Origin of the sequence: Nocardioides sp. (assembly GCF_030149505.1) — a bacterium.
Taxonomy (GTDB): domain Bacteria; phylum Actinomycetota; class Actinomycetes; order Propionibacteriales; family Nocardioidaceae; genus Nocardioides.
On the sequence record NZ_JASBRN010000012.1, the window covers coordinates 105,475 to 118,848 of the forward strand.

10 protein-coding genes and 2 tRNA genes are annotated in these 13,374 nt (G+C 72.0%); 1 reads left to right on the forward strand and 11 read right to left on the reverse strand.

The window, feature by feature from the left end; all coding sequences use genetic code 11:
• Positions 1-52 precede the first annotated feature (52 nt).
• On the reverse strand, positions 53-1,225 hold the full coding sequence (locus tag Q1V71_RS02170; RefSeq protein WP_300640126.1) for a hydroxymethylglutaryl-CoA reductase: 1,173 nt from the start codon (positions 1,223-1,225) through the stop codon (positions 53-55).
• 67 nt (positions 1,226-1,292) lie between these two features.
• On the opposite strand from Q1V71_RS02170, the gene Q1V71_RS02175 reads away from it, so the two are divergent.
• Positions 1,293-2,765: a plasmid pRiA4b ORF-3 family protein gene (locus tag Q1V71_RS02175; RefSeq protein WP_300640129.1), complete on the forward strand. Its 1,473-nt coding sequence runs from the start codon at positions 1,293-1,295 to the stop codon at positions 2,763-2,765.
• Positions 2,766-2,802: 37 nt separating this feature from the next.
• On the opposite strand, the gene Q1V71_RS02180 is transcribed toward Q1V71_RS02175, so the two are convergent.
• The 10 genes from Q1V71_RS02180 to dnaN all read right to left on the reverse strand — a co-directional run bounded on the left by Q1V71_RS02180 (position 2,803) and on the right by dnaN (position 13,344).
• Positions 2,803-2,875: transfer RNA gene (locus Q1V71_RS02180), tRNA-Ala, on the reverse strand.
• A 48-nt stretch (positions 2,876-2,923) separates the two neighbouring features.
• A complete protein-coding gene (locus tag Q1V71_RS02185; protein WP_300640132.1) occupies positions 2,924-3,046 on the reverse strand; it encodes a DLW-39 family protein in 123 nt (40 codons plus the stop codon).
• A gap of 60 nt (positions 3,047-3,106) precedes the next feature.
• Positions 3,107-3,180: transfer RNA gene (locus tag Q1V71_RS02190), tRNA-Ile, on the reverse strand.
• A gap of 106 nt (positions 3,181-3,286) precedes the next feature.
• On the reverse strand, positions 3,287-3,847 hold the full coding sequence (locus Q1V71_RS02195) for a DUF3566 domain-containing protein (protein WP_300640135.1): 561 nt from the start codon (positions 3,845-3,847) through the stop codon (positions 3,287-3,289).
• The gene (gene gyrA, locus Q1V71_RS02200) at positions 3,847-6,594 is read right to left on the reverse strand and encodes a DNA gyrase subunit A (protein WP_300640138.1); all 2,748 of its coding nucleotides are present in this window, start codon (positions 6,592-6,594) and stop codon (positions 3,847-3,849) included. Before gyrA ends, Q1V71_RS02195 begins: the two co-directional genes overlap by 1 nt.
• Before the next feature lie 198 nt (positions 6,595-6,792).
• On the reverse strand, positions 6,793-8,820 hold the full coding sequence (gene gyrB / locus Q1V71_RS02205; protein WP_300640253.1) for a DNA topoisomerase (ATP-hydrolyzing) subunit B: 2,028 nt from the start codon (positions 8,818-8,820) through the stop codon (positions 6,793-6,795).
• Positions 8,821-9,325: 505 nt separating this feature from the next.
• Positions 9,326-9,949, reverse strand: a complete 624-nt coding sequence (locus tag Q1V71_RS02210) for a DUF721 domain-containing protein (RefSeq protein ID WP_300640141.1) — start codon at positions 9,947-9,949, stop codon at positions 9,326-9,328.
• On the reverse strand, positions 9,939-11,192 hold the full coding sequence (gene recF / locus Q1V71_RS02215; RefSeq protein ID WP_300640144.1) for a DNA replication/repair protein RecF: 1,254 nt from the start codon (positions 11,190-11,192) through the stop codon (positions 9,939-9,941). The genes Q1V71_RS02210 and recF overlap by 11 nt, the downstream gene beginning before the upstream one ends.
• A gap of 1 nt (position 11,193) precedes the next feature.
• Complete coding sequence (gnd, locus tag Q1V71_RS02220; RefSeq protein ID WP_367280116.1) at positions 11,194-12,135, reverse strand: phosphogluconate dehydrogenase (NAD(+)-dependent, decarboxylating); 942 nt, start codon at positions 12,133-12,135, stop codon at positions 11,194-11,196.
• 72 nt (positions 12,136-12,207) lie between these two features.
• Positions 12,208-13,344 carry a DNA polymerase III subunit beta gene (gene dnaN / locus Q1V71_RS02225; RefSeq protein WP_300640148.1) on the reverse strand — a complete coding sequence of 379 codons (1,137 nt, stop codon included), beginning with the start codon at positions 13,342-13,344 and terminating at the stop codon, positions 12,208-12,210.
• Positions 13,345-13,374 lie beyond the last annotated feature (30 nt).

The following is a 13,374-nucleotide window of genomic DNA, read 5'->3' on the forward strand; positions in this document are numbered from 1 at the left end:
GCATCGAGGGACCTCCCGCCCGCATGACGTCCCGAGCGGGCGGGGCTGGGCCCTAGGGACGGTTGCGCCCCAGGTCGTCGTGCGCCTGCACCCACTCCTCGGCCACGACGGCCGAGCCCAGGGACAGCTCCCCGGCCAGGACCGTCGCGGCAATGATCTCGGCCAGCTTCAGCACCCCGCCGCTGCCGTAGCAGCCGAGCAGCTCCAGGCACTCGCGCTGCGTGGCCAGGCCCGTGCCGCCGCCGTACGTCGCCACGATGAGGGAGGGCAGGGTGACGGAGGCGTAGAAGTCGCCGTTGGGCAGCAGCTCGGAGAAGCCGTAGAGCGCGGAGGACTCCGCCACGTTGGCGACGTCCTGCCCGGTAGCGATGAAGATCGCGGTGATGCCGTTGGCGGAGTGGTTGCCGTTGTTGTTGGTCACGCTCATGATCGAGCCGAGCTGCCCGCGCATCCGCGCGGCGTAGAGCTGGTCGGTCGAGACGTGCATCTGCTCCTCGACCAGCGCCGCGGGCAGGGTGATCTCGGCGACGACCCGCTTGCCGCGGGTGTGGAGCATGTTGACCACCGACGTCTTCTTGTCGGTGGCGAACTGCCCCTCGAGCAGGAAGTGCAGCTCGCCCGGGTAGTGCTGCTTGATCCACGCGCACGCCGCGAAGGTCGCCTTGCCGGTGAGGTTCTGCCCCGCGGCGTCACCGGTGGAGTAGTTGAACCGGGTGTAGAGCAGCTTCGAGGCGCCGAACGTCTGGATGTCGAGCAGCTTGCCGGTGCCGGTCGTCGCCTCGGCCGCGGCCGCGATCTCGGGCACGTGCTGGTCCAGCCACACCTTGAAGTCCCGCGCCTCCCGGGCGCTGGCGAAGCTGAAGACCGGGGCGCGCTGCATCCGGTCGTCCAGGACCGTCGTGGTGATGCCGCCGGCGGCGCGGCACAGCTTCATCCCGCGGCTGTACGACGCCACGAGGGTCCCCTCGGTGGTGGCGAGCGGCACGAGGAACTCGCCGGTCGCGTGCTCGCCGTTGACCAGCAGCGGACCGGCCAGCCCGATCGGCACCTGCGCGACGCCGAGGAAGTTCTCGATGTTGCCCGGCAGCGTGCTCGGCTCCAGGGAGTACGACGACACGTGCTCGAGCCGGGCAGCGGTCTGCTCCTCGGCGTAGGTCCTGCGCGCCGCGATGGCCTGCGCCCCGTAGTCATCGTCGCGGTCGCGGGGGATCGTGGGCAGCGTCACGAGCAGCGAGCCTAGTGACGCGCTCCCGCTCCGGCGTCACCGCGACGCGCGGTTCTACGATCGGTCCGTGCCCACCCCCGACCACGGCCTCGGCGGCCCGGACGGTCCTGACCAGCCCGACGACTCCGCCGCAGTGCTGCGGCAGTTCGCCGCGATGGTGGCCGCGTCCGACCTGGCCGAGCTGCGAGGCCTCGGGAGCCTCTCGGGTGCCGACCCGCTCGCCCGGCGCACCACCAACCCGCACCTGCGCCGACCGCGGCGTGCGACCCCGGTCGTCCTGCGGGTCCGGGTCGACCTGGCCGGCGCGACCCCGCCGATCTGGCGACGACTCGCGCTGCGCTCGGACCTGACGCTCGCGGCCGTCCACGACGTGCTGCAGGCGGCGTACGACTGGGCGGGCGGGCACCTGCACCGTTTCGCGATCGGAGGCGACTGCTTCGACCCTCGGGCCGAGTGGTTCCTGTGCCCCTTCGACGCCGTGGAGGGCGACGACCTGGGGACGCCCGACTCCGAGGTCACCCTCGACGAGGTGCTGGTCGAGCCGGGGGACGTCCTGCACTACGTCTACGACTACGGCGACGAGTGGGACCTGGTGCTGGTGCTCGAGGAGGTCGCGTCCGTCGGGACGACGACACCGCCCGCGGCGTGCCTCGACGGCGAGCGCGCCGCCCCGCCCGAGGACTGCGGCGGGCTGCGGGACGCCGCCGAGCTCGCCGGCCTGCTCGAGGACCCGACCGCCTTCGACACTGCCGGGGTCGACCGGCTGGTCGCAGCGAGCACCGCGCTGCTGGCGCTGAGGCCGGACCTCGCCGAGCTGCTCGGCAGGCTGCGTGCCACGCCGGTCGGACCGGAGCTGCTCGCCCGCGTCGCCGAGGTCGCAGGCGTCACCGGACCACCCTCAGGGGGCGACGCCCCCGACGAGGCCACCCTGCTCTCCCACCTGTCCGGCCACCGGTGGTTCCTGGAGCGCGCCCGGGACGGAGGGCTGCCGCTCACACCCGCCGGCTACCTCCGGCCGGTCGACGTGGCGGCCGCCGCGGCGGTCCTGCCCTCGTGCTCCCACTGGCTGGGCAAGGCCAACCGTGAGGACCTCACGTGGCCTGTGCGCGAGCTGCGCGCCGGGCTCCAGCGCATGCGGCTGCTGCGCAAGCACCGGGGCCATCTCGTGCTCACCCCCGCCGGTCGCCGCGCCGTCGTCGACCCCTCGGCCCTGTGGGAGCACCTGCGGCTGCACCTGGTGTCGGGGTCCGTGGACACCTTCGAGGTGCAGGCCCGTCTGCTCGCCCTGCTGTACGTCGCCTCGGAGCCGCGCGGCCACCACGAGCAGCGCCTGGCCGACGCCCTGACGTGGCTGGGCTGGCGCGAACGCGGCACGCACCCCATCGGCCCGGACGCCGCCGCCTGGGCGATCTCCGAGGTCACGAGCGCGCTGACGGAGGTGGCGGTGCGGGACGAGGACCCGGCGCGGGCGGGACGGTCGTCGCGTCGGCTCTCGCCCGTGGCCGTCGAGCTGGCCCGCGCGGCGCTGGCGCCCTGGTGAGGCTGGGTGTCACCGAGTCGGTGAGTCGGTGAGTCGGTGGAGCCTAGGGGACTCGAACCCCTAACCCCCTGCTTGCAAAGCAGGTGCGCTACCAATTGCGCCAAGGCCCCGGGTGCACGGCGGCGTACGCCGTGCGGGTGGTGCTGGTGGACCGAGGGTCAGCTGTTGACCGGGTCGGTGGCCTGGGCCCAGAGGGCCTGCTCGGCCTTGGACTCCTCGAGCTTGCGCCGGGCGACGAGCGCGCCGCCGACGGCGAGCAGGACCATGACGATCTTCTTCACGGGGGTCTCCTCGATGTCTCTCCGGGACCCGACCCGTGGGGGCCGAGGCCCGGGGTGGAGTGGGCCTAACAGGACTTGAACCTGTGACCTCTTCCTTATCAGGGAAGCGCTCTAACCGTCTGAGCTATAGGCCCGCAGCCGGCGGACCGGCGGCAGCCCGGCGCGAGCGCCGGACCGAGGGGGACACTACAACAGGGCGCGGCGGCCCCCCAAAACGGGTCCTGCGCCGGGCGGCGCAGGTCAGTTGTCCTCGGCGAGGGTGACCTCAACGCCGCCGAGCAGCGCGGCGGACATGTTGTAGAGGAACGCCGTCAGCGTGGCGACCGCGGTCAGGATGATGACGTCGATCGCGGCCACGAGCATGGTGAAGCCGAGGACGCGCGAGGTGCCGATGTAGTTCTCGATGTCGAACTCCGAGGCGGAGTCCTCGCCGACGATGTCGGTGACGGTGGCGTTGATCGACTCCCAGACGCCGGCCCGGTCCAGCACGGTCCACACCATCAGCACCGAGACCACGGTGACGATGCCGAAGGCGATCGAGAGCAGGAACGAGGTCTTCATGACCGACCAGGGGTCGACCCTGGTCAGGCGCAGCCTCGCCCGGCGGGGGGCGCGGCCCGCGGCGGCGCCGGCCGGCGTCGCCGCGGCCGGGGCGGCGTCCTTGTTGGCCTGGTGCTCGTCACCGGCGCGGGTCAGCCGCTCCTTGACCCGGTCGGCGAGCGCCGGTCGGGTCACGGTGTCCTCCGGTCCGCGGGCGGGCACCGGACGCGTGGTCCGCTGCTCGGTGGATCGGTCCGTCATCACTCGTCCTCAGTGTCGGATGCCTCGGGGTCGGATGCCTCGGTGCCGGGGGCGTCGGCCTCGATTGTTGCACTGGCGTCCGCAGGAGCCTCCCCCTGCGAGGACGCCTCCACACCCTCGGCGCCCGGCTCGGCGCCCGACTCGGTGCCCTCCTCGGACTCCTCCTCGTCCTCGGCCGCCTCGACCGAGCGGGCGACCACCGCGACGGTGTCGTTCTTCTTGGGCGTCACGAACTTCACGCCCTGGGTGGAGCGGCCGGTCGGGCGGAAGGCCTCGTCGATGGGGCTGCGCACGACCTGGCCGGAGGCGGTGATGGAGAGGACCTCGTCACCGTCCTCGACGATGAAGGCGCCCACGAGTCCGCCGCGGTCGGCGTTGGTGAGCGCCATCGCCTTGATGCCGAGACCGCCGCGCGACTGCAGGCGGTACTCCGAGATGCGGGTGCGCTTGGCGAAGCCGCCGTCGGTGATGGTGAAGACGTACTGCGGCTTCACCTCGGCCACCTGCTCGGCGGTCGCCTCGACGGCTGCGGACTCCTCGTCGTGCTCGGCGAGACCGGCTGCCTCCTCGGCCGCGACCTGGGTGGCGCGGATGACCGACATCGACAGCAGCGAGTCACCCTCGCGGAACTTCATGCCCGTCACGCCCGACGTGGCTCGGCCCATCGGGCGCAGCTGGGTGTCGTCGGCGCGGAACCGGATCGCCTGGCCCAGCCGCGAGACCAGCAGGACGTCGTCCTCGCCGTGCACCAGCTCTGCGCCGATCAGCTCGTCGTCCTCCTCGCGGAAGTTGATCGCGATGACGCCGGCCTGGCGGGGGGAGTTGTAGTCGGCGAGGCGGGTCTTCTTGACCAGGCCGTTGCGGGTGGCGAGCAGGAGGTACGGCGCCTGCTCGTAGTCGCGGATCGCCAGGACCTGCGCGATCGACTCGTCGGGCTGGAAGGAGAGCAGCCCGGCCACGTGCCCGCCCTTGGCGTCGCGTGCCGCCTCCGGGAGGTTGTAGGCCTTGGTGCGGTAGACCCGTCCGGCGGTGGTGAAGAAGAGCAGCCAGTGGTGGTTGGTCGTGGCGATGAAGTGCTCGACCACGTCGTCGCCGCGCAGGGTCGCGCCGCGCACGCCCTTCCCGCCGCGCTTCTGGGTGCGGTACTGCGCGCGCTGGGTGCGCTTGGCGTACCCGCCGCGGGTGATCGAGACGACCAGCTCCTCGTCGGGGATGAGGTCCTCCATCGAGAGGTCCCCGTCGGCGGCGATGATCTGGGTGCGGCGCTCGTTGCCGTACTTCTCCACGACCTCGCCGAGCTCGTCGACGATGATCTGGCGCTGCCGCTCGGGCTTGGCCAGGATGTCCTCGTAGTCGGCGATCTCGGTCTCGATCTTGGCCAGCTCGTCGACGATCTTCTGCCGCTCGAGGGCCGCGAGGCGGCGCAGCTGCATGTCGAGGATGGCGGTGGCTTGGACCTCGTCGATGTCGAGCAGGTCCATCAGGCCCTGGCGCGCGTCGTCGACGTCAGGGGAGCGGCGGATCAACGCGATGACCTCGTCGAGGGCGTCGAGCGCCTTCACCAGGCCGCGGTAGATGTGGGCGCGCTTCTCGGCCTCGCGCAGCAGGAACTGGGTACGCCGGACGATGACGTCGATCTGGTGGGTGACCCAGTTGCTGATGAACTGGTCGATCGTCAGGGTGCGCGGCACCCCGTCGACCAGGGCCAGCATGTTCGCGCTGAAGTTGGTCTGCAGCTCGGTGTGCTTGAGCAGGTTGTTGAGCACGACCCGCGCCACCGCGTCGCGCTTGAGCACGACCACGAGGCGCTGGCCGGTGCGGTCGGAGGTGTCGTCGCGGACGTCGCGGATGCCCTGCACGCGGCCGGAGTCGGCGAGCTCGGCGATCTTCAGCGCCAGGTTGTCCGGGTTGACCATGTAGGGCAGCTCGGTGATGACCAGGCAGGTGTTGCCGCGGGCGTCCTCGTCGACCTCGATGACCGCGCGCTGGGTGATCGAGCCGCGACCGGTGCGGTAGGCCTGCTCGGTGCCGGCGTTGCCCACGATGAGCGCGCCGTTGGGGAAGTCGGGGCCCTTGATCCGCTCGACGAGCGCGTCCTGCAGCTCCTCGCGGGTGGCGTCGGGGTGCTGCAGCGCCCAGGTGGCGCCGGCGGCGATCTCACGCAGGTTGTGCGGCGGGATGTTCGTGGCCATGCCGACCGCGATGCCGGCCGAGCCGTTGACCAGCAGGTTGGGGAAGCGTGAGGGCAGCACGACGGGCTCGGCGGACCGGCCGTCGTAGTTGGGCTGGAAGTCGACGGTCTCCTTCTCGATGTCGCGGACCATCTCCATGGCCAGCGGCGCCATCCGGCACTCGGTGTACCGCATCGCCGCGGCCGAGTCGTTGCCGGGCGAGCCGAAGTTGCCTTGGCCCTGGACCAGCGGGGCGCGCATGACCCACGGCTGCGCGAGGCGCACGAGGGTGTCGTAGATCGCGGTGTCGCCGTGGGGGTGGTACTGACCCATGACGTCGCCGACGACGCGGCTGCACTTGGAGAAGCCGCGGTCGGGGCGGTAGCCGCCGTCGTACATCGCGTAGAGCACGCGCCGGTGCACCGGCTTGAGCCCGTCGCGCACGTCGGGCAGCGCCCGGCCGACGATGACGGCCATCGCGTAGTCGATGTAGGCGCGCTGCATGGAGGTCTGCAGCTCGACCGGCTCGATCCGGCCGCCGGTGGGAGCGCCGCCGTCGGTGGGGGTCTGCGTCACGTGTCTGTGGCTTTCTGGTCAGTTCTACGCGGTTCTAGCAATTGCCGTAGATGTCAGTAGATGGCGGTAGGCAGGAGGCGCGAGGTGCGTGCGCCCGCAAGGCGGAGGAGCGAAGGCGACCTTGAGAGCGAAGCGGTCGTCGAGCGACCTGCCCGGGATCGGTGGGGCGCGGCGGGCGTGCGTGCATCGCGTCTCCTGTCAGATATCGAGGAAGCGGACGTCTTTAGCGTTGCGCTGGATGAAGGAGCGGCGCTGCTCGACGTCCTCGCCCATGAGGATCGAGAAGATCTCGTCGGCGTGCGCGGCGTCGTCGAGGGTGACCTGGAGCATGAGTCGGTTGTCGGGGTCCATGGTGGTCTCCCACAGCTCCTTGGCGTTCATCTCGCCCAGCCCCTTGTAGCGCTGGACCGGGTTCTCCTTGGGCAGCTTCTTGCCCTCGGCCTGGCCCTCGCGCAGCAGCGCGTCGCGCTCGGAGTCGGAGTAGACGAACTCGTGCTCGTGCGGCTTGTTCCAGCGCAGCCGGTAGAGCGGCGGCTGGGCCATGAAGACGTGGCCGTGCTCGATGAGCGGCTTCATGAACCGGAAGAGCAACGTCAGCAGCAGGGTGTTGATGTGGTGGCCGTCGACGTCGGCGTCGGCCATCAGCACGACCTTGTGGTAGCGCAGCTTGTCGAGGTCGAACTCGTCGGTGATGCCGGTGCCGAGCGCGGAGATGATCGACTGGACCTCGGTGTTGGCCAGCACCTTGTCGATGCGGGCCTTCTCGACGTTGAGGATCTTGCCGCGGATCGGGAGGATCGCCTGGATGCGCGGGTCGCGGCCCTGGCGGGCCGAGCCACCTGCCGAGTCACCCTCCACGATGAAGACCTCGCACTCGGCGGGGTTGGTCGACTGGCAGTCCGAGAGCTTGCCGGGCAGACCGGCGCGGCCGAGCAGGCCCTTGCGGTCGCGGGCGAGGTCGCGGGCCTTGCGGGCGGCGTTGCGCGCCTGCGCCGCGGCCTGGGCCTTGCGGATGATCTCCTTGGCCTCGGCCGGGTTCTCCTCGAACCACGCGCCGAGCTGGTCGCCGACGATGCGTTGGGTGAAGCCCTTGGCCTCGGTGTTGCCGAGCTTGCCCTTGGTCTGGCCCTCGAACTGCGGCTCGGCGAGCTTGATCGAGATGATCGCGGTGAGGCCCTCGCGGATGTCCTCGCCCTTGACCTTGTCCTCGGGCTTCTTCATCAGGCCCCAGTCCTCGCCGCGGCTGTTGACCAGGCTGGTGAGCGCGGTGCGGAAGCCCTCCTCGTGGGTGCCGCCCTCGGCGGTGTTGATCGCGTTGGCGAAGGTGTGGACCGACTCGGTGTAGGTGTCGGTCCACTGCATCGCGACCTCGAGGCTCATGTGGTTCTCGACGTCGTCGGGCGACTCGGCCTCGAAGGAGATCACCGTGGGGTTCGCGGCGTGCTTGGTGCGGTTGAGGTGGTTGACGAAGTCGACCAAGCCGTTGTCGTAACGGAAGACCTGCTCCAGCGCCCCCGCCGAGCGCTGCGGCGCCGAGGCGCCCTCCTGGCTGGAGTCGACGGTGTCGTCCTCGACGGCCTCGGCCACGGCCTCGGCGCCCTCGCGCTCGTCGCGCACGACGATCTCCAGGCCCTTGTTGAGGAAGGCCATCTCGCGGATGCGGTGGGTGATGGTCTCGAGGTTGTACGTCGTGGTCTCGAAGATCTCCGGGCTGGCCCACCACGTGATGGTGGTGCCGGTGCGCTCGCCGTCCTCCATCGGGCGGACCTGCTCCAGCGGCCCGTCGGGGACGCCGAGGCTGAAGGTCTGGCGCCACAGGTGGCCACGGTTCTTGACCTCGGCGACGACCTTGGTCGACAGCGCGTTGACGACCGAGACACCGACGCCGTGCAGACCGCCGGAGACCTTGTAGCCGCCGCCGCCGAACTTGCCGCCGGCGTGGAGCACGGTCAGGGCCAGCGTCAGCGCGGGCAGCTCCTGGCCGGGCGCGGTGTCGGTGGGGATGCCGCGCCCGTTGTCCTCGACCTTCATCGCGCCGTCGGCGCACAGGGTCACGACGATCCGGTCGCAGTAGCCGGCCATCCGCTCGTCGACGGCGTTGTCGACGATCTCCCAGATGAGGTGGTGCAGGCCGCGCTCGCCCGTGGAGCCGATGTACATGCCCGGGCGCTTGCGGACCGCCTCCAGCCCCTCGAGGACCTGGATCGCCGAGGCGTCGTACTCCACGCCGTTGGGGGGCTGCGGGGTGCTCGCCGCAGGGGTCTCGACCTGGCTGTCCTCGGACACACGCGCTCCATCTCTGCGGGCTCTGCGACGAGCCGTGGCACACAACAGGTCGCCCGAGGCGACCTGGGGCCCATAGTAGCCCGTCAGGGGCCTCCACGCGCCCCCACGACCCGCCGAGCGGGGTCACCACGGCCCCGCGATGGCCCCTCAGCGGCTCCTGGAGGCCTCCAGGAGCGCCTCGCAGGGGTCGGGACAAGGGTCCGTACGCCGGAGGGCCGGCCAGGTCGGCTGCTGCGCGCTCGTGCGCCCGACCTCGAGCCCCCTGGCCAGCTGACCGGTCTCGACCCGCGGGTCACGGCTTGCAGGCTCAGCCGTGCCGCTCGCTCGACCACCACCAGCGATTCCGCTGACGCGTCCTCGGTCTCGACACGCGGGTCACGGCTTCGCAGGCTCAGCCGTGCCGCTCGCTCGACCACCGATCGACGAGTCCGCTGGCGCGTCCTCGTCACCCGTAGGTGTCGCGGGGCCCGCGCCCGTCCCGCACCGACCGGGGGCCCTTGCGCCAGGTGGGCAGGTGCGGGCCGAGGACCTCGATCACGGTGACCGTGCCCGCGCCCAGGTCCTCGTTGAGCCGGCGCACCAACTGCGGGGCGAGCAGCGTGAGCTGGGTGGCCCAGGCGGTGGAGTCGGTGCGCACGACCAGGCGGCCGTCGGCGAACGTCTCCGGGGTGCAGTGCGCCGCGACCTCGTCCCCGACCAGCTCCGGCCAGCGCGCGAAGACACCGCGCACCCGGAGGTCCAGGGCCCAGCCGTGGTCGGCGACGAGGCGGGCCAGCGTGCTGTCGAGCAGCTGCGGGTCCCGGTCGTCGCCCGGCGCGGGGCGAGGAGCGTCGCCGCCCTGGCGCCGCCTGCGCTTCGGCCGCCGGATGCCACCCGCGGACGCCCCGGCCACGGCCTTCGCCGTGCGGCGAGCCAGGTCCAGCCCGTCGTCGGAGTGCGGGAGGTCCGTGGCCGGCAGGTCGTCCAGGTCCGGGCCGTGGTCGCGCTCGGGGGGCAGGGCGGACCGGCCCGGGGGGCCCTCGGGCGACCCGTGGTCCGGGTCCGGCGTCGTGGGGTGCTCAGTCGTCACGGGTGACCTGGCCTCCCGCGACGAGGAACCGGACGCCCCGGAGCGCGGCAGGCACGTCCTCGGGGACCGCGGCGGTGACGAGCACCTGCTCCGCGCCGGCCACCAGTGCCGCCAGCTGCTCGCGCCGCTGCGAGTCCAGCTCGGCGAAGACGTCGTCGAGCACGAGGATCGGGTCGTCGCCCTCGGAGCGCAGCAGGTCGTACGACGCCAGCCGCAGGGCGAGCGCGAAGGACCACGACTCCCCGTGCGAGGCGTAGCCCTTCACCGGCAGCCGGACCGCGACCGCCCCGGTCTGCTCGCCGGTCTGCTCGCCGGTCTGCTCACCCGTGTCACCGTCCCCGTCCACCGGTCCGGGCGGCTCCGTGGCAGCGACCTCCGCGGGTCCGAGGGTGAGCAGCAGCTCGTCGCGGTGCGGCCCGACCAGGGACAGCCCACGGTCGAGCTCGTCCCGACGTCGCGCCTCGACCTCCACCAGCAGGCGCTCGGCGAGGTCGTCCACCCCGAGCTCCCAGGCGCGGTCGGGCAGCTCCAGGCTCGGGCGGTACTCCACGTCGGCGGCGTCGCGTCCGGCCCCCTGCGCCACGGCGGCGTACGCCGCGACGACGTACGGACGCAGCGCCTCGACCAGTCGCAGCCGCTCGGAGAGCAGCTCCGCACCGGTGCGGGCCAGGTGGGAGTCCCAGACCGACAGCGTCGCGAGCGCGCCCTCGGCGGACGTGCTGCCGCGGCGGGCGGCGCCGGCGGTCTTCAGCAGCGTGTTGCGCTGGCGCAGGATCCGGTCGTAGTCGGACCGCACGCCCGCCAGGCGCGGGGCGCGCAGCACCAGGAGGTCGTCGAGGAACTTCCTCCGGTCCGAGGGGTCGCCCTTGACCAGGGTGAGGTCGTCAGGGGCGAAGACCACGGTGCGCACGAGGCCGACCAGCTCGCGCGCCCGGGGGAGCGGGGAGCGGTTGACCTTGGCCCGGTTGCTGCGACCGGGGTTGATCTCCACCTCCAGGACCGCGGTGCGGCCGTCGCGCACCACGGCGGCCCGCACGACGGCCCGCTCGGCCCCGGCACGCACCAGCGGGGCGTCGCTGGCGACCCGGTGCGAGCTGAGCCGGGAGAGGTAGTCGATCGCCTCGACCAGGTTGGTCTTGCCCTGGCCGTTGCGACCCACGAAGGCGGTGACGCCCGGCTCGAGCGGGACCTCCGCGGTGGGGTAGGAGCGGAAGTCGTGCAGCGTCAGGTGCGAGACGTGCACGTCACGCCAGGTCGGGTTCCGGGCCGGGCTCCCCGCCGGAGGCGGCCTGGGTCGCGTGCCCGCCGAACTGGTTGCGCATCGCCGCGACCGCCTTCATCGCGGGGGAGTCCTCCTGGCGGGAGACGAACCGGGCGTAGAGCGCCGCCGTGATGGCGGGGGTCGCGACGGCGTTCTCGATGCCGGCCTCGACGGTCCAACGTCCCTCGCCGGAGTCGTCGGCGTAGCCGCGGATCGACGCCAGGCCCGGGTCCTCGTCGAGCGCGGCCACCAGCAGGTCGAGCAGCCAGGAGCGGATGACGGTCCCCTCGCGCCAGGAGCGGAAGACCTCGGTGGTGTTGTCGACGACGTCGACGGCCTGGAGCAGCTCCCAGCCCTCGGCGTAGGACTGCATGACGGCGTACTCGATGCCGTTGTGGACCATCTTGGAGAAGTGGCCGGCGCCCACCTTGCCGGCGTGGACGGCGCCCAGCTCGCCCTCGGGCTTGAGGGCGTCGAGGGCCGGCTGGACCTTGGCGACGTCCTCGGCGGTGCCGCCGTACATCAGGGCGTACCCGTTCTCCAGGCCCCAGACCCCGCCGGACACCCCGCAGTCGACGAAGCCGATGCCCTTCTCGGCGAGCATCGCCGCGTGTGCCTGGTCGTCGGTCCAGCGCGAGTTGCCGCCGTCGACGACGAGGTCGCCCTCGCCGAGCAGCTCGCCGAGCCGCTCGATGGTCTCGTGGGTGGGAGCGCCGGAGGGCACCATCACCCACACGACCTTGGGGGAGGGCAGCGCCTCGACCAGCGCCTCGAGGGAGTCGACGTCCCGCTTGTCGGGGTCGTGGTCGAAGCCCACGACCGTGTGTCCGGCGTTGCGCAGGCGGGTGCGCATGTTGCCGCCCATCTTCCCGAGTCCGACGAGTCCGATATCCATACCGAGCAGCCTAGGACCCGTACGAGCGATGGGGGTCCGTCAGGCGGGTGAGGGGCTGGCCGGTGTGGTGTGAGCGTGCCCAGGCGGGATGCTCGGGCGCGCTCAGGAGAGCAGGCGGCGGGGCATGAGGAGGTAGCGGAACCCCGGGTCGCTGTCGTCGTCGGTCACGCCCGAGATCACCACGGGCTTCGAGGCCTGGGTGAAGGCGAGCTGGACCGTGGGCTGGTCGATGGCGGTGAGCCCGTCGAGCAGGAACTGGGGGTTGAAGCCGGTGGTCAGGTCGTCGCCGGTCACGACGGCCTCGACCGACTCCGAGGCCTGGGCCTCGTCGCCGGAGCCCGCGTCGAGGGTGAGCACACCGTCCGAGAAGGCGAGCTGGACGGCGGTGTTGCGCTCGGCCACGAGCGAGACGCGCTTGACCGACTCCACCAGCGCGGCCTTGTCGACCGTGGCCAGCGTGAGGTGCTCGGAGGGGAAGAGGCTGCGGACCTTGGGGAACTCCCCGTCGAGCAGGCGCGTGGTCGTACGACGCATGCCGCCGGGTCCTGCGCCCTCGAAGCCGATCAGGCCGTCGCCCGCCCCGCTCGCGCTGAGCGCGATGGCGATCTCGGCGCCGGCGGTCAGCGACTTGGCGGTGTCGGCGAGGACCTTGGCCGGCACGAGCGCGGCGAGGGTCTCGTCGGGGGTGCGCGGGTCCCAGGTGAGCTCGCGCTGGGAGAGCCGGAAGCGGTCGGTGGCCAGCAGCGAGATCGTGGAGCCGTCGATCTCGAGTCGGACGCCGGTGAGCACGGGCAGCATGTCGTCGCGTCCCGCGGCGGTGACCGCCTGGGCGACGGCGTGGCTGAAGAGCTCGCTGGGGACGGTGCCGGTGGCCTGGGGCATGGCGGGCAGCGTGGGGTACTCCTCGACCGGCATGGTCTGGAGGCTGAAGCGAGCCGAGCCACAGGTGAGCTGGACCCGGGCGCCGTCGAGCGTCATCTCGACCGGCTTGGCGGGGAGGCTGCGGCAGATGTCGGCGAGCAGCCGGCCGCTGACCAGGGCACGCCCCGGGTCGTGGACGTCGGCGTGCAGGGTCGCGCGTGCGGAGGTCTCGTAGTCGAAGCTGGACAGGACCAGCCCCTGGTCGTCGGCCTCGATGAGCAGGCCGGCGAGGACGGGGACGCTCGGTCGCACGGGCAGGTTGCGTGCCGCCCAGGCGACGGCATCGGCCAGCACGTCTCGTTCGACGCGGAACTTCACGGTGTCAGTCCTTCGGCAGGAGGGGCGCGG

Coding starts and splice junctions, on each gene's coding strand:
- Q1V71_RS02195 (WP_300640135.1), bottom strand. CDS start 3,847: ATGACGGACCGATCCACCGAGCAGCGGACCACGCGTCCGGTGCCCGCC.